Here is a 22,432-nt window from a genome sequence, read left to right as displayed (position 1 = left end):
TGCCTTGCTATGCATGTAATTCAGGCTTGTGGCCGTCATGCTGATCGGATGGTTGTGAAGATATGCCCGACATTAGCAAGCCAATTTGTTCTGCATTTGTACTGGTCGTTGCTTGCGGGAGCGAAAGCTTGCCTGAGGCAAGCACACAGATTCGATCGCTAATTTCGAATAACTCTTCTAGCTCTTCTGAAATCACTAAAATCGCGACGCCTGTACGTGATAAATCAATTAAGGTTTGGCGAATAAACATTGACGCGCCGACATCTACGCCCCACGTAGGCTGAGAAATAATTAGAAACTTGGGCTGTTGTAAAATTTCACGACCGACAATAAATTTTTGCAAATTACCACCCGACAATGAACGTGCTTCTGCATGTGCGCCTGCAGCTTTAACGCCAAAATTTTGAATACAGTTTTCTGCAAACGTTTTGGTTTTTGCAAAGTTAATTAATCCCAAGCGTGTAAGCCCACGTCGAAATGCAGTCAGCAATGTATTTTCAGACAGCGTCATGGCAGGAACAGCACCGCGACCGAGACGTTCTTCTGGTACAAAACCTAAGCCTAAATCCCGACGCTCACCTGCATTTAATTGGGTAATATTTTGACCTTTAAGCCAGATTTTGCCTTGTTCAGAAAAAGACTCCCCTGAAAGCAATGCCAAGAGCTCCGCCTGACCATTGCCTGATATTCCAGCAATGCCCATAATTTCACCAGCTTGAATATTGAGATTAATACCTGCTAAAGACACGCCAAAAGGATCATCAGCTGTTTTGGATAAATTGGAGATTTCAAAGTAGGTTGCTTTATCACCTGTGTAGTCAGCATGCACATAAGTCGGCAATTCACGCCCAATCATCAATTTCGCTAAATCGCTCGTAGAATTATCTTTAGGCAAAACATGACCTGTCACCTGACCATTTCTAAGAATAGTGGCTTCATCACACAGCGCTTTAATTTCGTGTAACTTATGGCTGATATATAAAATAGAGACACCTTGAGATGCCAACAGTTTTAAAGTTTTAAATAGCTGTTGTACTGCTTGTGGTGTAAGCACAGATGTCGGTTCATCCAAAATAATTAAAGATGGGTTTTGTAGTAGGCAACGAATAATTTCAACACGTTGTCGTTCACCGACCGATAAAGAATGAACTTCACGTCTTGGGTCTACAGGTAACCCATATTGCTCAGAAACGTCTCGAATTTTTTGATGCAAGCTGGCGAGATCAATTTTTTCATCTAGTCCTAATAGAATATTTTGTGCAACGGTTAAGGTTTCAAACAAAGAAAAATGCTGATAAACCATCCCAATACCTAGCTTACGGGCCATAGAGGGATTGTCGATTCTAACTTCTTTACCATTCCAAATAATTTGCCCTTGATCGGCTTTGGTTGCGCCATAAATAATTTTCATCAAGGTGCTTTTTCCAGCACCATTTTCACCTAGAATCGCGTGAATATGACCCGCTTGAACTTTCAAATTAATATGGTCATTGGCTTTCAATGAATTGTAATTTTTACAAATATTAAGGAGCTCAAGACGAGGAATGGCAATGCTTGGCGCTCTATTCAGATTTAGGTCAGGTTCATGTTGAAATGCATTCATACCTCAAGCTCTCATCTTTAAAATCTATGCTGTATGGCTTGGATCGCGCCTAGACACAGTGTATCTAGGCAGTCTTTGCTTTATTTTGGCAGTGCGCCTTCTACACCTTTCACATAAAAGTTCATTTTGCTCAATTCAGCATCGCTCATTGTTTTGCCTTTTGCCAAAACGAGGCTACCGTCTTGTTTATAAATTGGGCCTGTAAATGGATGTAAAGTTCCTTTATGAATTGCACTTTGTACGCTAAGGGCTTTTTGTTTCACATTAGCTGGTAAAAATGGTGCGAAGTTTTCAATTTTGACCGCATCTTGTTTTACGCCATACCACATTGCGCTTGGTTTCCATGTTTTATTCGCAACTTGTTGCATAACTGGCGTATAAATTTTTTCCCAATGTAAAACAGAGGCTGCCAACTGTGCTTTGGCACCAAATTTGCTCATGTCTGAATCCCAACCAAAGGCATAAACACCTTTTTGTTCAGCGGCTTGTACCACTGCTGGAGAGTCTGTGTTTTGCATGAGCACATCGGCATTTTGAGCAATTAAAGCCAATGCAGCATCACGCTCTTTACCAGGGTTAAACCAAGAGTTCACCCAAATGACTTTGGTTTTAATTTTTGGATTGACGCTTTGCGCACCTAAGGTATAAGCATTAATGTTACGTACCACTTCTGGAATTGGGAAAGACCCAACCACGCCTAAGGTATTCTTTTTAGTTTGCTGACCAGCCACGACACCCAGCATGTATGCACCCTCATAAGTGCGCACATCATATACACCTAAATTTTTGCCTTGCTTATAGCCTGTTGCATGCATAAATACAGTATTTGGAAATTGTTTGGCTACTTTTTCCATTTGGTTCATATAACCAAAAGACGTACCAAAAATGACTTTATTGCCCTGTTGCGCCAAATTTCGAATAACACGTTCTGCATCGGCAGTTTCTGGCACATTTTCAATATGAGATGTTTTATATTTACCTGCTAATGCCTTTTCAGCTTTAATACGGCCTTGATCATGTGAATATGTCCAGCCATGATCACTGGTTGGTCCAATATAAACAAAGGCTGCTTTATCTACTGCATTTGCGGTAGTGGTCAATGACGCACCCAAAAGTGTTGCTGTACTTAAGGTTAAAACGATTTTTTTTAGCTGAGTTTTAAAGCTATATTTTTTTGGCATGAAACTACTCCCATTAACTGACTGTATTTCTAATTGTTGTCATTACAACAGCTTAGAAATTCAAAAATTGAACATCGGTTTAAATTTGTTGTGTTCACTTTCTGTTAATTAGCAAGTTCCATTCCAAAGTTAATAAAAATTAAAACATAGACACCTTGTTCTATTTTTTAGAACATTAATCTGTATTTTTATATAATAAATACAATATCTTATGAGTTTATAAGTTTTATTATTTTCTAATCTATAGCTCAGATTTTTCAGGCCTGCTTTATATTTTTCAGCTTCAATTCAAAAATGCTTTTTTTTGGCGCAAGTGTATTTTTTTGTGCATATATAAATAAAAAAGCCGAGTACTTTTTAAGGCTACTCGGCTGTAGGTACCAATTATTTATTTTAGATTTTTTCGAGTATTTTTTGTTCTTCTTGACTTAAGTCATAGGCTTTCATATACATTTCTTCCATGTGTTCGCCTGCGGTGCAGGGACTGTAACGATAGTCCTCGCCATCAACTAAAGTTCCGGGTAAGGCATTAATTGCTGTCATATAATTTGGCCCATAAAAAAATGGAATTGAATAACGAGAATTTCCGCCAGCATACACATTACGTACCCGATGTGGATTAGATTTAAATAAATCATTGCTCCACCGTGGAATAAGATCTCCTAAATTCACCACAAAAGTTCCATCAATAGGTGGTGCTGTGACCCATGTTCCATCGGGTAAACATACTTCTAAACCGCCACAGCTGTCTTGTGCCAAAATGGTAATAGAGCCCCAATCTGTATGTGCACCTACACCATAGCTATCTGAGGATGCATCTGCTGGATGTGGCGGATAACGGAGCATTTTTAGCGTCATCATCGGATCATGACAGCAGTCATCAAAATAATGTTCACCTAAATTTAATGCCAAGGCCAAGAGTTGCATAATACGCTTTGCTAACTCGCTAAGTGCTTGAATATATTCCTGACATTGTTGCTCCATTTCTGGCACTTCGGCATGTGGCCATTGATTGATGCCATAACCTTGATAATGCGCCAAAACATAAGGATGATCGCTGGCATAATTTTTACCGCAATAAAATCCCTCTTTTAAATCTGGCTTACCACTGTAATCAGATTTTTGAGCAGCCAATTGTTCAAAGCCTAAATGACTGACATTTAAACTTTGGTCATACTTGAGTTTGGTAGCCAAAGGCAAATTGAATATTTTTTCACATAAGCTAAATTGGCGCTGAATGAGTGTAGTTGGTATGCCATGATTTTTAACATAAAAAAAACCCGAATGCGTGGCTGCATCTCTTAATAAAGCCACTACGGCATGCGCCTGATTTGAGCCTGATACAAGTGCTTCACTCAAATCTAAAACTGGAATACTGGTCATGGTCTGTGTACCTATGGGCATCAATGTGCGCTTTAAATAGCGCACAAACTAAGATTTAAATAATTTTAAATGACGACTGTGTTTATTTAGGAAATGCGCCCTCTACACCCTTCACGTAATAATTAGTTTTAGATAAGTCGACATCAGTGAGAGATTTTCCTTTTGCAATCAATAGGCTTCCATCTTGCTTATAAATAGGGCCACTAAATGGATGTAAGGTTCCTTTTGCTATTGCATCACGTGTTGCAATCGCCTTGGCTTTCATTTCTGGCGTGGTATTTGGGCCAAAGTTTTCAATATTCACAGCGCCTTGTTTTACGCCATATTTAATTGCGCTAGTCTTCCATTTTTTTGCCAACACATCTTTCATCACTGGTTCATAAATTTTTTCCCAGTGCAGTACAGCAGCAGCCAAATGCGCTTTAGGGCCAAACTTGGTCATATCTGAGTTCCAGCCAAATGCATATACACCTTTTTGCTCAGCAGCTTGCACTACAGCTGGCGAATCCGTGTTTTGCATGAGTACATCTGCTTTTTGCGCAATCAGTGCTAAAGCCGCTTCACGCTCTTTCCCCGGGTTAAACCATGTATTGGCCCAAATGACTTTGGTTTTTACATTGGGGTTTACGCTTTGAGCCCCTAATGTATAGGCATTAATATTACGTACCACCTCAGGAATAGGAAACGAAGCAACTACACCAATCGTATTGGTTTTGGTTTTTTGCCCGGCGACTACACCTAACATATATGCACCTTCATAGGTACGAGTTTCATATACACCTAAGTTTTTGCCCTGTTTATAACCTGTTGCATGCATAAATACGGTATTTGGAAATTGCTTAGCAACTTTTTCCATCGAATTCATATACCCAAAGGACGTTCCAAAAATAACTTTATTGCCCTTTTGTGCCAAATTACGAATAACACGCTCAGCATCTGCTGTTTCAGGCACATTCTCAACAAAAGTAGTTTGATATTTTCCAGCCAAAGCTTTATCTGCTTTGATACGCCCTTGTTCATGTGAATAAGACCAGCCATGATCACTCGTTGGGCCTAAATACACAAAAGCGGCTTGCTCTTTGGCTTGGGCTAAGCTCGAAACTCCAATTGCTAAAACTGTTAAAGCACTGACAAATACTTTCTTCTTAAATTGCATTAGACCGCCCCACCTTTGATAATTTTCAACTTAAAATTCTGAATTTTTAAACACTTTAATAATATGCAATTAACATTCCAAAAATAATCAAATTTAACTTATTATTTAAAATATTAAAAATTAACCATAAAATAAATTAGCTCGTTTATATTTAAAATATTAAAACCAATTAAAACTATAGTTTATCTAGAATTAAAATAGATCCATCTATCGTGTTGCCCAAAAACCAGCCTGTACTTGCATAATTTCAGGCTCTAATTCTTCAATTGGACCAATCAATTCAATGTCTTTTTGACCATGTTTAAACACATAAGATGCAGGAATGCTCATGGTTGGATTTTCCCCATGATTTGCAGTACAGGCCAATAATTTTTCTTCAGTCATGGCAAATACCACACGCCCAATATTGGCCCAATAAATAGTGCCCGCACACATACAGCAAGGTTCTACGCTGGTGTATAAGGTGCAGTTCCATAAAAATTCGGGCGTATAATTACTGCACGCCACTCGAGCCAAAGTTGATTCTGCATGATTCACAGTATCAATATTACACTGGGTTAATAGTACTGTTTCATGGTCTGGGGCTACCAATACTGCACCAAATGGGTGATGGCCTAAAGAGATTGCACGTTGTGCGACTTCATTCGAAATCTTTAAGAACTTTATAATCTGTTCCTGTGTAGGTTTTTTCATACTAAATACCTAAAATAAATCTTATAAAATATTAAATCAGTGAAAATATTTTATTTTCAAATAAAAAAGCACCTTTATTTAAAAGTGCTTAATATAATCAATTTATACAATATATCGTTTACTCAACCCCCATTCTGCCAATATGCGGCGATAGGTCGTAGAAGAACGATCGGCTTCAAAATGTGCCTCCATCGTAATATCCAACGGAAGTTCTTCTGGTTTTTGACTTTCCACCATCTCTTGATCTTCCGCAAAAATTTGTGCATTAAAGTCATATACAGCTTGTAAGTCACCTGTGGTGTCAAAATTGCGTGTAAGTGGTACAAATAAGCGTGTTTGGTTATGTGACACAGGGCAGCATGCGTTTAAGATTTTTAATACACCATCATTTGGAAAATACACCGTTAAGGTCGCTGAAAATGGTGGATAGACATCAAACTCACGGGTCCACAAAAAGTCTTTTGGAGCTAAATGCTGTAGACCATGCGGATAATTACTGACATCTGATATATATATACTTTTCAGTCCATAATCGGTTCTTTCAGTATGGTATTTAGGCACGACAGGATTATCACGTTCTGCAAAAGCTTCATGATGTACCCAAGCAAAATGTGCAACATCAATAAAGCCTTCTAATTGACGGCCACTTGAACCCGCGATATCCACATAGGGCGGTAAAATAGCTTGATGATCTGCATGATCCCAAGTTTCAAGCACTGGAAAATTAGCTTCTTGCTCATTTCGACTAAATAAACTGGTCCAAATCAGCCCATATTTTTCTACTACTGGAAATTTCGTTAGGCTAAAACGATCTGATATTTTTGTCAGTTCTGGTTGCGCAGGAATTTTGCTACATTTTCCTGCTGCGTTATAGCGTAAGCCATGATAAGGGCAGACAATTTCTTCACCTTCTACCCAACCCTTAGTTAAAGGTACACCACGGTGTGGGCAAATATTACGCACAAGATGAATTTGGCCACTTTCTGTTTTGTACAGAGCCATTTTGACATCTAATAAAATCACTTGTTGCGGTTCTGTAGTCACATCCTGAACACGCGCAACTGGATACCAATGCTGTGCCAAAATATTCCAATCCGATGCTTCAAATTGACTGCATTGCGGTTGGCTAAATAAATTGAGGACTGGAATAGCGTTCATAATAGACTCACGAATAGCATTAATTTTGCTGAAATTCTTGTACTAAACAAGAAAAAATGGCTGTTGCCTGATGTTTTTAAATTAATGTTTTTATTAATTTTCTGTCTATTAGAATGTTTCTAACATTTTGTTCTAATAATTAGAACACTCAAAATATAAGCCAAATTGTATAAATCACATTTTCCCTTAAGGTATTGCTGTATTTACATTTAAAGAATAAATAACCGCTTAAGCCAAACTTAGTACCATCTTATTTTTGAAAATTTGAATGTCTGGTACAAAAATTGTATGCATGCACCGCATCATGATTTGTATATGGTTAGTTTATGACAACGCTCTGGATTAAAAATCCCATGGCTATTTTTACCGCCAATGATCAAGATGCACGTGGCGGTCTGCTGATTTCAAACGGTAAAATTATTGAATTGATTGCACTTGGACAAAACCCAAAGCATGCCTACGATGCTTTTTTTGATGCCTCTCAATTGGTGATTACCCCAGGTTTAATCAATAGTCATCATCATTTTTATCAAACCCTTACCCGTGCATGGGCACCTGTAGTTAATGCACCACTTTTTCCATGGTTAACCACTTTATACCCCGTTTGGGCAAAGCTGAATCCTGAGCAACTGCACTTAGCGACTCAAATTGCGCTATCGGAACTTTTACTTTCTGGCTGCACCTTCGCCGCCGATCATCATTATTTATTTCCACAACAATTAACCGATGCCATTGATATACAGGTCAATGCTTCCACAGAGATTGGCCTACGCGTGATGCTAACCCGTGGTTCGATGAGCTTGGGGCAAAATGAAGGTGGCTTACCACCACAGCATACTGTGCAAGATATGGATATTATTTTAAAAGACTCAGAACGTTTAGTCAGCAAGTACCACCAACGCAGTGCTGATGCCATGGTGAATATTGCACTTGCACCCTGCTCACCTTTTTCAGTCACACAAGACATTATGAAAGAAAGTGCCAAATTAGCTCAAGATTTGGACGTGCGCTTACATACGCACTTAGCTGAAACCATTGATGAAGAAAACTTTTGTTTAAATCGATTTGGAATGCGTACCGTAGATTATTTGGAAAGCGTCGGTTGGCTAAATGAGCGAACTTGGTTGGCGCATGGCATACATTTTAATAGTGAGGAAATTCAACGCTTAGGCCAAGCTAAAGTGGGAATTTGTCACTGCCCACATTCTAACATGCGTCTTGCCTCTGGAATTTGCCCAACGATAGACCTAATGCAAGCCGGTAGTCCACTTGGTTTAGGTGTAGATGGTTCAGCCTCTGGTGATGCCTCTAATTTAATACTTGAGGCACGTCAAGGAATGTATTTACAGCGCCTTAAATATGGAGCGGAAATTATTACTCCAGAGCTAGCTTTAGGCTGGGCGACAAAAGGTTCTGCACAGCTACTTGGTCGTGAGCAACATTTGGGGCAGTTAGCGGTGGGTTTTCAAGCAGACTTAGCCTGTTATGCACTTGATGATATCAAGTTTTCGGGCGCACATGATCCTATTGCCGCTTTGCTTTTATGTGGTGCAGATCATGCAGAGCACGTCATGGTGAATGGCAAATGGGTGGTAAAAAACCAAACGTTGCTGAATATTGATTTAGATGAACTGCAAGCTAAACATCGTTTGGCGGCAAAGGCATTATTGGCGGCCTAAACTTGAAGATCCCTAAATTTATAAAGGGTTTAAACATCTATGCTAACTAGAAAACACCGCACAAGTGAGTTCAATACTATTAGTATTAGTTATGTATTAAAGGTATTTCATAAATCACTGACCCTTTAATAAAACATTTCATAAAGTTACCTCTCTTTTTAGGAGAGGTTTAGGAAAATTTGAAAACTATTAAAAAATACAGTTTGTGAACATTTTTAATTTAAGAATGGATAATGTATTTATTGTCAGAGCTTAAATTGATTTGCCCTCTGATGTGACAAATTTATGCGCAACGTATATCTTAAACGGATTATTTAAATTTAGAACATTGAACAAAACAGGTGCAAGGACGATGCAAAAAGTTGTGGTATTTTCAGGTGCTGGCATGAGTGCAGAAAGCGGGATTGAAACCTTTCGTGACAGTGATGGTTTATGGGATCAACATCGTATAGAGGATGTAGCCACACCTGAAGCTTGGGCCCGTAACCCTGATTTGGTGCAACGCTTTTATAATGCACGACGTAAACGTATTTTAGCAGCAGTGCCAAATACAGCGCATCAATTAATTGCAGAGCTTGATGATTTTTTTGATGTGGAAGTGATTACACAAAATATTGATGACTTACACGAACGTGCAGGTAGTCAAAATGTTCTGCATTTGCATGGTCATATTCGCTACGCTAAAAGCTCTGGCCCTCAGACTCAACATCCTGAAGAATTATTTGAAATTGAAAGTTCTGATTTAAATTTAGATACAGACAAATGCCCTGATGGTTATCCGCTCAGGCCACATGTAGTATGGTTTGGTGAAGCCGTTCCTGCCTATGAAGATGCCAGCATAAGTGTGCAAACCGCAGATATTTTTATTGTGATTGGTACGAGTTTAGCGGTCTACCCTGTAGCTGGTCTGATTCACCAGATTCGCCCGAGTTGCCGTGCATTTTATATTGACCCGAAAGCAGATTATCAGCGCGTACCTCAGCAATATGAATTGATTAAAGAAGGCGCTAGCGAAGGGATGAAAAAACTGTTTCAACAACTAGTTGCGCCATAAAAGTACATTTTAGCCTCAACATTGATCAATAAAAACCATATTGCCTACGGAAGAGGCAAGCTTTTTTAAGTATTTGTTCCATTAAACCTCGTACATTGTAATTAAATCACGGCATACAGGCCTTTGGCATTCTAATTGCTTAACAGTATTACGTTTTATTAAAAAAGTAATATTGGGGCTTGGTCAGTATGGGTTATGTCGCAAGAGAGCTCAGTCCAAAAAGTAAGCTATTGCTTGGCTTAGGATCATTTTTAATTCCTGTGCTTATTTGGTGTGCAGTGAGTTATTTGCCATTTTTATGGCATCCACAGGTACAAATTACTCAGTCTGGCAGTGTGCCGTATTTGCAAGTTGATAGCCGTGTAGATAAAGCCGTATTTTATGCCGAAGCACAATCTGCCGTGAATGCTGGAGTTGCACCACCTCAAGGTAAATTGGTCAATCCAATTTATTTACCTGCACCGCATGAAGTTGCAAAAGCACTGGTAACCGCCTTTATTACACCTCCAGCACAGCCAGATGCGCCATGGTTTCATCAAAGCTTGTGGCACAGTATCAAAATTGTGTTTAGTGCATTTTTTATTGCTTCATTGGTGGGTATTCCACTAGGCATCTTGTGTGGTTTTTCTCAAACAATATCGCAACTGACCGAACCCTTTGTTGAGTTTTTTCGCTATTTACCCGCACCTGCTTTTGGCGCATTAGCTGTTGCCATTTTAGGTATTAATGATGCGCCCAAGATTGCGATTATTGTGATTGGTACACTGTTTCAGCAAATTCTGATTATTGCCAATACCACTCGTATGGTCGACCGTAGCCTGATCGAAGCAGGTTTTACTTTAGGCACCAACAAAATGAAAAGCTTATTTCATGTGGTGATTCCTTCGGCACTGCCAGATATTTACCGTGACTTACGTGTGTTGCTTGGCTGGGCTTGGACATATTTGATCGTATCTGAACTGATCGGCACAACGTCTGGCATTACCTGGTTTATTACCCAACAAGCGCGTTACCAAAACTTTGACAATGTTTACGCTGCGATTCTGATTATTGGGGTAATTGGTTTGGTGTGTGATGTCGTTCTAATGAAATTGGGACAACATCTATTTAAATGGAAAGCAGGAGCAAAATAATGAATAACACAGAATTTAATGCCACTACATATTTCGATGCTATTTATGCGCGCCCTGTCATTTTAGAAGCTAAAAAACTGACCCAAAGCTTTAAGCATGGCAAAACTGAACGCACCATTTTAAATCAGCTGGATTTGAAAATTCATAAGCGTGAATTTATCTGTGTGATTGGCCCATCAGGTTGTGGTAAGTCTACGTTTAGCCGAATTGTGGCGGGACTCGACCCATACAGCAGTGGTGAATTACTGGTCGATGGTCAAACTATTAAAGGCCCGAGCCCTGAACGTGGCATGGTATTTCAGGGCTATACCCTTTTTCCATGGAAAACTGTCAAAGAAAATGTGATGTTTGGCCCTTTAATGAAAGGTGCAAGTAATGCTTCTGCTGAATCTAGTGCCCGTGAATGGATTGATATTATTGGCTTAGAAAAATACCAAGATCAGTACCCACATCAGCTTTCTGGCGGTATGAAACAGCGCGTTGCAATTGCCCGTGCGCTGGTCAATGAACCCAAAATTTTATTAATGGATGAACCTTTTGGGGCACTCGATCCGCATACCCGTCAAAAAATGCAAAAGCATTTAATGGATCTTTGGCAAAATATTGATATTACGATTATTTTTGTAACTCATGACATGGATGAAGCGATTTTATTGGCGGATCGGATTGTAGCTTTAAAAGCGAATCCTGGTGAAATTAAAGAAATTATTGAGGTCGATTTACCACGTCCGCGAAATCCTGAACTCATGCTTACACCAGAGTTTAAGCAACTGCGCGAGCGGGTGGATTTTTTGGTGCATGCACAGGAAGACGAACTTGATCCAGCATTGGAAAACTTACCTAAAATTCCGCGTATGACCCAAGTGAGTATACAAAAGTAACAGTTATTACTCTTTCTTCATCTTTAGGACGGCCTAAATGATGTACTACAGCGTTGGACGGCCAACTATAGAGGAATTGAAGATGAATGAATCTTATGTTTTGCCTTTGGTTGATATTTCCAAAATGCAGAGCGCAGACCTATCAGACCGTTTAGAAGTAGCCAATGCTCTGGATCAGGCTTGTAAAGATGTGGGTTTTCTTTATTTAAAAGGTGACCAGTTCAATTTTGATTTTGCACGCGCTCTAATTCTGGTGGCTCAGCGTTATTTTCAGCAAGATACTGCCACTAAAATGCAACACTATATTGGGCTATCTAAAAACCACAGTGGTTATGTGCCCATTGGTGAAGAGCAATTTTCAGGTAACAGCTATGATTTGAAAGAAGCCTATGACGTCAATTATGACTATTGTGGCGAAATGACTCAATTTCCTTTACTCGGCCCAACGCTATGGCCCAATGATGAAGTGTTTAAACAGACGGTCAGTGCTTACTACCGTCATTTGCGTGACATTAGCGAGCAGATCTTTCAAGCTTTTGCTTTAGCCCTAAATGTGGATGAGCATTTTTTTGATGCCAAAATTACTCATGCCACTAGCCAACTTCGCCTCATTCATTACCCCTATAACCCTGAAGTGAAAGATGCGGAAGGGATTGGCGCACATACAGATTATGAATGTTTTACCTTGCTATTGCCCACCGCGCCTGGCTTACAAGTGTTGAACAAGCAAGGTGAATGGATAGATATTCCTTTAATTGAAAACACTTTAGTGATGAACATTGGCGACATGATGGAAATTTTGTCGAATGGCAAATATTTAGCCACTAAACATCGAGTTAGAAAAGTGGCTGAAGAACGTTACTCTTTCCCATTATTCTGTGCTTGTAATTATGACACGGTTATTGAGCCTGTACCTTCTCATGAACCAGCTCAATATCAGCCTTTAATTGGTGGTGAACATTTATTTAACCAAACTGCGCAAACCTTCAATTATCTTAAAAAACGTGTCGCTTCTGGTGAACTCATTTTAAATAATGCTGTGCCACTGTCTTCTTTTGGTCTGTGTGAATCTATCAACGATAATCGGGGAGAAACGGTGTGAATTTATTCCAAGCCTTAGAACAGCTCCCGCCAAGCCAACATATTTCGGGTTGTATTCCGAACTATTTATATGGCGCTTTCCGCCGTAAAAGCATTACTTTTTTTAATGGCTTAACGGATGAAAAAACCATTGTGTATTGGTTTCAATCACGTAGTTTTACTATCGATCTACGTTTAAAAAAGCGCATAGGCACGCCTATTCATGAGCGCCAGGGCTGGATTGGCAATACTGAATGGGATGCTACGCAGCAATTGTTATCTTGGCAGGTTCATCCCTATTCAAATTATCAGAATCATGTTCAATGGCCAGAACCTGCCAAACTTCACGCGATTGGTAACAGCATTTTAGAATTCTCTCCAAGTAATGTGTATGTCGAAGATTGGCGTCAGCAAGCGCGTGAAGGCTTATTTTTAGGCCTACGTTTGAAGTCAGTGCTCAACGTTGAAACCGATCAATTATTACAAATGGACGGAGGTTTAATTATTTGCGGTCATCAGATGGCTTTTGCACTCAGCCGTTTACCTGAAGATCAACAAACCGTGTCCACCATAGACATGCAAACAGCATCTTCTATTGAAAATGCCGTGATTGAAAGCTTTGAAGTATCAATTGCGCTCGGTGGTAGGCATAAACATTACAGCACGACTTCTGCTCAGCAAGATCAACCGTTTAATTTTGAAAGTTTTAAAATCATTGATGAATCCCACTTAATGCAAAGCATTTTGATTGGCGGTTATGAACACCAACTCGTTTTTGAAGTGGATGTTTATGTGCCTGATTATGTATTTCAACATACTACAGATACCACCATGCAAAGCGCCGATTGGCTATTAAATGAAAAACAGCACCTGATGCATCATGCAGTAGAATGTTTATAGGAATATCATGTCGTTTTTGTATTTAGTAATTGCGATAATTGCTGAAGTAATTGCAACCTCGGCCTTAAAAGCCAGTAATGGCTTTACAGAACTTGTGCCAATTATTTTTACCATATTCGGCTATGCCATTGCCCTATTCTTTTTAGGCTTAACGTTTAAATCGATTCCAATGGGTTTGGCCTACGCCATGTGGTCTGCTGCAGGTATTGTGCTCATTTCATGTGTCGGCTGGATTGTATTTAAACAGAATCTTGACCTACCCGCCATGATTGGTTTGGCCTTTATTTTATTCGGTATTGTGATCATCAATGTTTTTTCTAAAAGCACAGAGCTTTAAAAAACAAATCTTTTTAAGGTTTTAATTATTTAATCGTTATCAATAAAAACGCTCTAATATGCGCATACATATTAGAGCGGATTTCAATGAGCTATTTAGGCCAATTCAGTTTTATAAAATACCTTTAACTAGGAAAAAACAGCCAACTACACACAGCAATACAGCAAAACATTTTTTGAGTACTGCTGGAGAGAGTGCGTGCGCTGTTTTCGCACCAAATTTGGCGGTAAAGAAACTCATCACACTAATGCCTAAAAAAGCATAGATATGAATAAAGCCAATAGTATTTGGAATTTCAACATGCTGTTGCATACCAAAAAACATAAAGCCCAATGCACCCGCAATTGCAATAGGTAAGCCACATGCTGCAGAAGTACCAACCGCTTTTTGCATCACTACGCCATTGGCTGTTAAATACGGCACAGTAATACTTCCGCCACCAATTCCAAAGATGGCTGAAGCCACACCAATACCAGAACCTGCTGCAATTTGCTTAGCTGTAGATGGTAGTTCTTTGCTTGAATCTACTGGCTTTTTTGCCCCCATAAACATGGTATAAGCCACCCACAATAAAAACACCCCGACAATCATTTGCAAATGCAAACCTGAAAGCCAGCCTGCAATACCTGCCCCTGCAAAACAGCCAATCGCCATAGGCGGTGCTAAATTTTTAAACACAGGCCAAATTACAGCACCATTTTTATGGTGTGCCATTAATGAGCTAATTGAGGTCACCACAATAGTGGCCAAGGACGTCCCAAGTGCCAAATGCATAATCACATCAGGGCTATAGCCCATTTGACTAAACACAATATATAGCAGCGGTACAATGATGGTGCCGCCGCCAACGCCAAATAGCCCTGCGGCAAAACCAGCAAATGCACCAATAATTAAGAAAGTAATGAGTTCCACGAAATAGGTACTTTTAAAGAGTTGTGTTGAAGAAGTCTGGCTGGTTTAAGCCAACTCCACTTGACCAACAGCATGATAAGCACGGTTGAAATACACCAAACTTTCTTCCTGCTGACTTTGCTTAATTGCGACCACACGGCACATAAATACACTGTGCGTACCCACTTCTTGAATTTGTTCAATCTGACAATCAAAACTGACTAAAGCATCTTTTAACACCGGCGAACTTGTTTCTAATGTGGTCCAAGAACCGAGTTTGAAACGTTCTTCGGAATTAAATTTACTTGAAGCAAATGCATTTGAAATGTGTTCATGCTGTGCACCCAATACATTCACAGACAGAACTTTATTTTCAAGAAAATGCGCATGAGAACGAGATGATTGATTCATACAAACCAGCAATGTTGGCGGTGCATCTGTCACACTGCATACTGCTGATGCTGTAAATCCATGCATGCCTGCTTTACCTTCAGTCGTAATCACATTAACTGCAGTGGTTAATAAAGACATTGCATTTCTAAAATCAGTTGCTTCAATCATCTCTTTCATCTCAATGGTATATATGGCTTGACTCATGATCATGTAAGGTTTGAGAAAACTTAAATTTCTCTTAGCCTGACATGAAATTGAGCCAGCTCAGAATTTATGCTGTCAGTTCTTGACGAACGATGGCAGCACCTGCACTTAAAGCATTCAATTTGCCTTGTGCGACTTGGCGAGATAACGGTGCCATACCACAGTTTGTTGAAGGATAAAGCTTATCTGCATCTACAAACTGTAATGCTTTGCGTAAAGTATTCGCTACTTCTTCAGGTGTTTCAACTTGATTGGTTGCAACATCAATTGCACCCACCATTACTTTCTTACCACGGATCAGTTCAATCAAATCCATAGGTACACGTGAGTTTTGGCATTCTAGCGAGATAATATCAAGTTTAGACTGTTGTAGTTTAGGGAATGACTCTTCATATTGGCGCCATTCATTACCTAAAGTCTGTTTCCAATCTGTGTTGGCTTTAATGCCATAACCATAACAAATGTGTACTGCTGTTTCACACTTCAGGCCTTCAAGCGCACGCTCTAAAGTCGGAATACCCCAATCATTGACTTCATCAAAGAATACGTTAAATGCAGGCTCATCAAACTGGATGATGTCTACACCAGCTGCTTCAAGCTCTAACGCTTCTTGGTTAAGGATTTTAGCAAATTCCAAAGCCAATTTTTCACGGCTCTTATAGTGACCATCGTAAAGCGTATCAATCATAGTCATTGGGCCTGGAAGTGCCCATTTAATTGGCTGATTGGTTTGGGTACGTAAAAATTTAGCATCATCTACAAACACAGCTTTTTTACGAGATACTTCACCAACGACTGAAGGCACGCTGGCATCGTAACGGTTACGAATACGCATTGTTTCACGTTTTTCGAAATCTACACCTTCAAGATGTTCAATAAACGTGGTTACAAAGTGCTGACGAGTTTGCTCACCGTCACTCACAATATCAATACCAGCACGAACTTGCTCATGCAAAGATAGTTTTAACGCATCACGTTTTGCTTCAAGAAGCTCTTCACCTTCTAGCTTCCATGCAGACCATAATTTTTCAGGTTCTGCCAACCAAGATGGTTTTGGTAAGCTTCCTGCTGTTGAAGTTGGGAGTAAAATAGCCATGTCTAATCTTCTATCTAAAATTCAGTTTAAAATTGTGTTTAAGCAACTTCTGTGTTTGAAATGCTAAAGTTTGCAGCCCATTCATCAAGAATGTTTTTATACGGCTGAATGAAGTTTTCTTCTGTCCATTTACCTTGCTTAACAGCCAACTGACCACGTTCAACACGGTCATACACAATACGAGTAAGTGAATAATCCTGATAGTTCAAGCTCGGTTGATACACTAGGCCTGCAGTTGCATTAGTGTTATAAATTTCAGGACGATAGATTTTTTGGAAGCTTTCCATTGTACTGATTGCACTGATCAGTTCAAAATCTGTATAGTCGCTCAGCAAGTTATTCGCAGAATAGAATGCCAATGGCGCAGTTGCATTTTCAGGTTTGAAGTAACGAACACTTAAGCCCATTTTTGCAAAGTAGTCATCAGTACGTGAATAATCATCATTGGTGTATTCCACGCCCAAGATTGGATGCACATTTGCAGTACGATAATAAGTTTTTGTAGTTGAAATACTTAAACAAATCACAGGTTGCTTTTTAAATTCAGCTTTAAACACTTCAGAGTTCACAAGGTGCTTGTACAACTTACCGTGTAAGTCACCAAAATCTTCAGGTTTTTCATTAAATTTACAACCCAGTGCAGGCAATACCACACTGAAATCATAATCACGTACGTATGATGAAAAGCTATTGCCGATCATGCCTTCAATACGTTCATTGGTTTTGTGATCGATGATTGTACTTTTTAATGTTTCGATGAATGGGAAAGTTTGACCATTACCTTCAACATCTAATTCCGCAGAAATAATATCGATTTCTAATGAATAACGATCAGCATTTGGATTATCACAGCTTGCCAAAGTATTGAAACGGTTATTAATCATTGCCAATGTACGACGCAAGTTTTCTTCACGGTGCTCACCGCGTGCCAAATTAGCAAAGTTAGTCGTTAAACGTGTATTGTTTGCTGGTTCGTAATTCTCATCAAAACGAATGCGTTTGATTGAACATTCAAATGCTTTACTCATGGAGATCGCTACCCAAATCTAAAAAAGTTAATATTTCTCAATGAGTGTATTTAAGCGTGAATAAGAACATGAGTAAAACGATATAAATTCAACTAAAGATGAAAAATACTAATGTTTAAGTTGTTTGGCTGTAAGTGCATGTAGAGCCAACACATCAGCATTTCTGAACATCTGGATATATCGATTTAATTTGATAATGACTATAAGTTGATATTTGTAAGTTTATCTTTTGAAAAAAGATGCAGTACTTTTAGATCAGTTATAAAAAAGCAGTGCACAGTCGGTGCATATTTAAAGTTGATGAAAACCGAATCACGACTTTATCGATACGATATAGATTTGAGCGAACAAAAGGCTTATTCACTATAGATATGAATAAGCCTGCCTATCATAAATTTATAAGATTAATTAGCACATAATGTCATCATCTTTCGTTTCTCGAATACAAACAAAGGCAAATAATGATACAGCTGCAGCAATACATAAATAATAACCCACTGCATATAGACCATAAGTTTCTGCTAATTTTGTTGCTATTAATGGTGCAAAAGATGCGCCTAAAATGCTACCGAAATTATAGGCTAAAGCTGATCCTGTATATCGAACAGAGACTGGAAAGATCTCTGACAAAATCGTGCCAAGCGGTCCATAGGTTAAACCCATAATACCTAAACCAAGGCACAGAAAAATTAAAACAGAAACTGCATTTTGTGCAACAAAGAAGGTGGAGAAAAACAAACCAAAAATAATTGTCAGAATACAAATCGCGATAGATGTTCTTTTTCGACCAAATTTTTCAGCCATCATTGCTGACAATGGAATACATAAGCCAAAACATAAGGTTGCAACCATTTGCATTTTCAAAAAATCGTCTCGGCTATAGCCTAATACGTTTGTCCCCCAATTCAATGCAAATACTGTCATTAAATAAAATACAACTAAGGTACAAACAGTTGCTAAAGTACCTAGTACAACCTTGCCCAAATGCGTTGATACAACGTCTTTAAAAGGGACTTTAGATGCAGTTTGTTTATTCAAAACATTTTGAAATGCTGGAGATTCATGTAATTTTAAGCGAATATATAGCCCAACAAATACTAATAATGCACTGGCAATAAATGGAATTCTCCATCCCCATGCCATAAATTCTTCATTAGATAAAAAAGCACCTAATAATAAAAATGAGCTTGCAGCAAGAATAAAGCCAATTGGAGAGCCAAGTTGCGGGAACATGCCATACCATGCACGTTTACCCTTAGGTGCATTTTCAGTTGCAAACAATACAGCCCCGCTCCACTCACCACTCAGGCCAAGCCCTTGCCCCAAACGACACAATGCCAATAATATCGGTGCAGCCACGCCAATTTGCGCATAAGTTGGTAGTAATCCAATACAAATCGTAGAAATTCCCATTAATAATAATGCAGTTACCAATGTCGCTTTACGGCCAATTCGATCTCCAAGATGCCCAAAAATTACAGCACCAATTGGACGAGCTACAAACGCAATTGAAAACGTCGCTAAAGATTGAAGTAATGCAGCACTACCGCTACTTTCTGGGAAAAACAGATGTGGGAAAACTAACACTGCTGCCGTCGCATAAATATAAAAGTCGAAAAATTCGATTGTCGTACCCACCAAACTTGCAAATAAGACCCGTGTCTTAGAGTTTGGATTATGGGGTTGTGTTTCGTGTGCTACATATTCCATGGAAAATCATCATAACTTTGAAAACGATAACAAGACATAAATCAAGCCGTTCCCATGCGTTGCAAAAATGACGGCGACTTAGATCTAAACTGAACGAAATATTTTTAAGTGATTGGTTTAATTCTTAAATGCTAAAAAGTCTTCATTTAAAATATGTACTTCAAATTCTAAAATATTTCGGTATAAATCAATTTATACAGCAAGTAATACGTGCATAAAGCGATCTTTACTCACCAAAACATGAATACAATTCACTTTTTTATTTAGATCAATAATTATCTTTATTTGTATCAATAGACATTCTGAATTTTTTAGATATGGCTGAAAAATCAATCAAAAAATAAATTAAAGTTAAATATATCAATATTTTATACTAATTTTTATATATTCAAAACTCTACTTCTTAGTGCTGTGTTTTCAATGAGATTGAAAAAAATACTCAGTCATAAATTTTTATATTTCTAGATTTTGGGCAAATTTTGAGGTCATGAAAAAGCTTCATCCTAACATTAGAATATCTCAGCATATTGAATAATTAAGAGATATTTATATTGCTAAAATATATGGTTTAGATTCAGCTCTATATAACTATGTCTAACAAACTTGAACGTCAAAAACTGACTCTCCCAGCAGGTCATGACAAACTTTTACTGCACTCTTGCTGTGCGCCATGTTCTGGCGAAGTCATGGAAACTTTAATTGAATCAGGTATCAATTTTTCAATTTTCTTTTACAACCCAAATATTCATCCTGTAAAAGAATACGAAATCCGTAAAGAAGAAAATATTCGCTTTGCAGAAAAGCACAACATTCCGTTTATAGACTGTGATTACGATACCGACAATTGGTTTGCACGAGCTAAAGGTATGGAAAATGAGCCTGAAAAAGGTATTCGCTGTACCATGTGTTTTGACATGCGCTTTGAACGCACTGCGCTTTACGCTGCAGAACATGGTTTTAGTTTGATCAGTAGTTCACTCGGCATCTCTCGCTGGAAAGATATGAAGCAAATTAATGATTGCGGACATCGTTCTGCTTCTCATTATGATGGCATCACTTATTGGGACTATAACTGGCGTAAAAATGGCGGTGCTGTGCGCATGCTCGAGATTAGTAAAAAAGAAGAATTTTATCAGCAAGAATACTGTGGCTGTGTATATTCACTCAGAGATACCAACCGCTGGCGCATGAGCCAAGGCCGTGACCGAATTAAACTGGGTGTAAAATTCTATTCAAATGCAATGGATAACGAAGACTAAATATTTAGTCTAGGCTTCCGTCGCTAAGTACCAATTTTTCCAAGAGCTGGTTCCACGCACCTCAATGGGTACGGTTGGAATCAGCTTTTCTTTTAATATTTGTGTTTGCTCGACTGCTTTGGCAAGTCGTGCCTTCACCGAATGAATACACTCACGGTCGCCAAATTCACAGCGGTCTAAACTTGTACCGCCACATGGCCCGTTGGCTAAACCTTTGGGGCAAGTTTCAGGACAAATATATAAGGTATCGCCCAAACGGCACTGTCCACAGCTTTCACATCCAACTACACCATGCTTACTGAGATATTCCGTTTTCAGTAAAGTTTTTGCAGCCCCTGCTCGCTCCCAAAATGGCGCTTTAAAAATAAATCGTCCCATGCCTTTTGCTAATTTTGAATCAAACAATGCATCATGCATTAAGTGCAATTGATGGTATTTAATGAGCTGTTTTGATGAAGGCGGACGGGAAAAAGAGCTCAATTCAGGCTGTAATTCTTTGCCAGTGTGAATCTGCCAAAGTTCATTCCATAATTTTTCAAGCGCATTCAAATCTAAATGGCGATATTGTTCTATATAACTTTCTAATAACGCTTGCTCTTCTGGCTTATGGCATGCCGATAAATCAACACCTGCAAAACCCAACTGCTTACAGATAAGGATTTGCAATGCACAACGTAGGTACACCCGCTCAGACAGACCTGCTAGCTTTTCGTCTTCTAAAACTTTCAGCATATATGGCGTAATCACAATACCCGCGACTTTATGTTTCAGCATAAATTTGGCGCGTGCCAAACTCAGTGGCATCACACACGCTAGTATTTTTTGTGCATAGTCATGCTGTGTTAAAAATGCCTTGGCTTGCTTGAGCGCGTCTATGTCATAGCCCAATTGAGTAATAATAAAATCCGCACCAGCTTTAATTTTTTTATGTAATTTTAAATATTGTGCATCTCGCTCTGCTTCCGCATATTTAAATGGATTAAATGCAACCCCTATACAGAAACCGCCCGCTTTTTTTGCCGCCATAACAGCATTGACTGATTCTAAATATCGGCTACGTTCAGCCCCATGTTGACCATCCTTATGTTCTTTTAGCTTATCACCTGTCAGCAAAAGTAAATTTTGAATATTTATGGCATGTGCTTGTTTTAAAAATAATTCAAAATCATCAATATCTCTCCCTTTTCCGGCAAAGTGCAGAACTTTTTCAACCTTCTGTGGATACAGCTTACTGGCTTCTAGCGGTGCCATATCATGGTCTGAATGCACACGATCAGCCAAAGTCATCACAGATGGATAGCCTGCAAATTGCGTCTTAACTGGAAAAATCTCATTTAATGACGTGAGATATTCCACCAAAATACAAAACTGGTTTTGCTGAAAATAGGAAGATAACGAAGACATAAAATCGTAAAAATTAAATAGATGTGTTTAGAGCATAGATATTATAGTTCCACCGCCTTAGCAATTCATATTACTTTTTCATCATTCCACAACAGGCTTGAAATAAATACGCGGTTTGAATCGTTCTAAGTTATGTATCATTTTAGGCAAAAAATTTTTATACCTAAGAGCAAACCTCAACAGTCAATATCAGCAATATTTCACAATAA

Annotated in this window: 20 protein-coding genes; 8 read left to right on the top strand and 12 right to left on the bottom strand. The window is 38.8% G+C overall.

Features of this window, described 5'->3' with window-relative positions; all coding sequences use genetic code 11:
- Positions 1–7: 7 nt before the first annotated feature.
- From D9K81_RS05000 to D9K81_RS04975, 6 genes are all read right to left on the bottom strand, one after another.
- Positions 8–1,603, bottom strand: a complete 1,596-nt coding sequence (locus tag D9K81_RS05000; protein WP_120374076.1) for an ABC transporter ATP-binding protein — start codon at positions 1,601–1,603, stop codon at positions 8–10.
- 80 nt (positions 1,604–1,683) lie between these two features.
- Complete coding sequence (locus D9K81_RS04995; protein WP_120374075.1) at positions 1,684–2,784, bottom strand: BMP family ABC transporter substrate-binding protein; 1,101 nt, start codon at positions 2,782–2,784, stop codon at positions 1,684–1,686.
- Between the two features lie 393 nt (positions 2,785–3,177).
- Positions 3,178–4,167, bottom strand: coding sequence for an isopenicillin N synthase family dioxygenase (locus D9K81_RS04990; RefSeq protein WP_120374172.1), 990 nt, complete (start codon positions 4,165–4,167; stop codon positions 3,178–3,180).
- 82 nt (positions 4,168–4,249) lie between these two features.
- Positions 4,250–5,323, bottom strand: coding sequence for a BMP family ABC transporter substrate-binding protein (locus D9K81_RS04985; protein WP_120374074.1), 1,074 nt, complete (start codon positions 5,321–5,323; stop codon positions 4,250–4,252).
- Positions 5,324–5,530: 207 nt separating this feature from the next.
- On the bottom strand, positions 5,531–6,016 hold the full coding sequence (locus tag D9K81_RS04980; protein ID WP_120374073.1) for a nucleoside deaminase: 486 nt from the start codon (positions 6,014–6,016) through the stop codon (positions 5,531–5,533).
- Positions 6,017–6,118: 102 nt separating this feature from the next.
- Positions 6,119–7,174 carry an aromatic ring-hydroxylating oxygenase subunit alpha gene (locus D9K81_RS04975; protein ID WP_120374072.1) on the bottom strand — a complete coding sequence of 352 codons (1,056 nt, stop codon included), beginning with the start codon at positions 7,172–7,174 and terminating at the stop codon, positions 6,119–6,121.
- Between the two features lie 326 nt (positions 7,175–7,500).
- Here D9K81_RS04975 and D9K81_RS04970 point away from each other — a divergent pair, with 326 nt between their 5' ends.
- The 7 genes from D9K81_RS04970 to D9K81_RS04940 all read left to right on the top strand — a co-directional run bounded on the left by D9K81_RS04970 (position 7,501) and on the right by D9K81_RS04940 (position 14,238).
- A complete protein-coding gene (locus tag D9K81_RS04970; RefSeq protein WP_120374071.1) occupies positions 7,501–8,853 on the top strand; it encodes an 8-oxoguanine deaminase in 1,353 nt (450 codons plus the stop codon).
- A 352-nt stretch (positions 8,854–9,205) separates the two neighbouring features.
- Positions 9,206–9,907 carry a Sir2 family NAD-dependent protein deacetylase gene (locus tag D9K81_RS04965; RefSeq protein ID WP_120374070.1) on the top strand — a complete coding sequence of 234 codons (702 nt, stop codon included), beginning with the start codon at positions 9,206–9,208 and terminating at the stop codon, positions 9,905–9,907.
- A 188-nt stretch (positions 9,908–10,095) separates the two neighbouring features.
- Complete coding sequence (locus tag D9K81_RS04960) at positions 10,096–11,040, top strand: ABC transporter permease (RefSeq protein WP_120374069.1); 945 nt, start codon at positions 10,096–10,098, stop codon at positions 11,038–11,040.
- Positions 11,040–11,921, top strand: a complete 882-nt coding sequence (locus D9K81_RS04955) for an ABC transporter ATP-binding protein (RefSeq protein ID WP_120374068.1) — start codon at positions 11,040–11,042, stop codon at positions 11,919–11,921. Before D9K81_RS04960 ends, D9K81_RS04955 begins: the two co-directional genes overlap by 1 nt.
- Positions 11,922–12,003: 82 nt before the next feature.
- The gene (locus tag D9K81_RS04950; RefSeq protein ID WP_120374067.1) at positions 12,004–13,023 is read left to right on the top strand and encodes an isopenicillin N synthase family dioxygenase; all 1,020 of its coding nucleotides are present in this window, start codon (positions 12,004–12,006) and stop codon (positions 13,021–13,023) included.
- On the top strand, positions 13,020–13,901 hold the full coding sequence (locus D9K81_RS04945; protein ID WP_120374066.1) for a hypothetical protein: 882 nt from the start codon (positions 13,020–13,022) through the stop codon (positions 13,899–13,901). Before D9K81_RS04950 ends, D9K81_RS04945 begins: the two co-directional genes overlap by 4 nt.
- A gap of 7 nt (positions 13,902–13,908) precedes the next feature.
- On the top strand, positions 13,909–14,238 hold the full coding sequence (locus D9K81_RS04940; protein WP_120374065.1) for a DMT family transporter: 330 nt from the start codon (positions 13,909–13,911) through the stop codon (positions 14,236–14,238).
- A 111-nt stretch (positions 14,239–14,349) separates the two neighbouring features.
- Here D9K81_RS04940 and D9K81_RS04935 read toward each other — a convergent pair whose 3' ends face one another.
- The 5 genes from D9K81_RS04935 to D9K81_RS04915 form a co-directional block, all read right to left on the bottom strand.
- A complete protein-coding gene (locus tag D9K81_RS04935; RefSeq protein WP_120374064.1) occupies positions 14,350–15,150 on the bottom strand; it encodes a sulfite exporter TauE/SafE family protein in 801 nt (266 codons plus the stop codon).
- Between the two features lie 45 nt (positions 15,151–15,195).
- The gene (locus tag D9K81_RS04930; protein WP_120374171.1) at positions 15,196–15,690 is read right to left on the bottom strand and encodes a flavin reductase; all 495 of its coding nucleotides are present in this window, start codon (positions 15,688–15,690) and stop codon (positions 15,196–15,198) included.
- A 103-nt stretch (positions 15,691–15,793) separates the two neighbouring features.
- Positions 15,794–16,822, bottom strand: a complete 1,029-nt coding sequence (locus D9K81_RS04925; RefSeq protein ID WP_120374063.1) for a methionine synthase — start codon at positions 16,820–16,822, stop codon at positions 15,794–15,796.
- 38 nt (positions 16,823–16,860) lie between these two features.
- The gene (locus tag D9K81_RS04920; protein WP_120374062.1) at positions 16,861–17,850 is read right to left on the bottom strand and encodes a putative oxygenase MesX; all 990 of its coding nucleotides are present in this window, start codon (positions 17,848–17,850) and stop codon (positions 16,861–16,863) included.
- Between the two features lie 408 nt (positions 17,851–18,258).
- Entirely contained in the window at positions 18,259–19,560 is a 1,302-nt protein-coding gene (locus tag D9K81_RS04915) for an MFS transporter (RefSeq protein ID WP_120374061.1), read from the bottom strand.
- A 590-nt stretch (positions 19,561–20,150) separates the two neighbouring features.
- Between D9K81_RS04915 and D9K81_RS04910 the strand changes: the two genes are divergently transcribed.
- The gene (locus tag D9K81_RS04910; RefSeq protein ID WP_120374060.1) at positions 20,151–20,819 is read left to right on the top strand and encodes an epoxyqueuosine reductase QueH; all 669 of its coding nucleotides are present in this window, start codon (positions 20,151–20,153) and stop codon (positions 20,817–20,819) included.
- 9 nt (positions 20,820–20,828) lie between these two features.
- On the opposite strand, the gene D9K81_RS04905 is transcribed toward D9K81_RS04910, so the two are convergent.
- Positions 20,829–22,223, bottom strand: coding sequence for a methylenetetrahydrofolate reductase C-terminal domain-containing protein (locus D9K81_RS04905; protein WP_120374059.1), 1,395 nt, complete (start codon positions 22,221–22,223; stop codon positions 20,829–20,831).
- Positions 22,224–22,432 lie beyond the last annotated feature (209 nt).

Origin of the sequence: Acinetobacter chengduensis (genome assembly GCF_003664645.1) — a bacterium.
GTDB lineage: Bacteria > Pseudomonadota > Gammaproteobacteria > Pseudomonadales > Moraxellaceae > Acinetobacter > Acinetobacter chengduensis.
The sequence above is the reverse complement of the archived record's forward strand: the minus strand, read 5'-3'. Positions and strand labels throughout refer to the sequence as shown.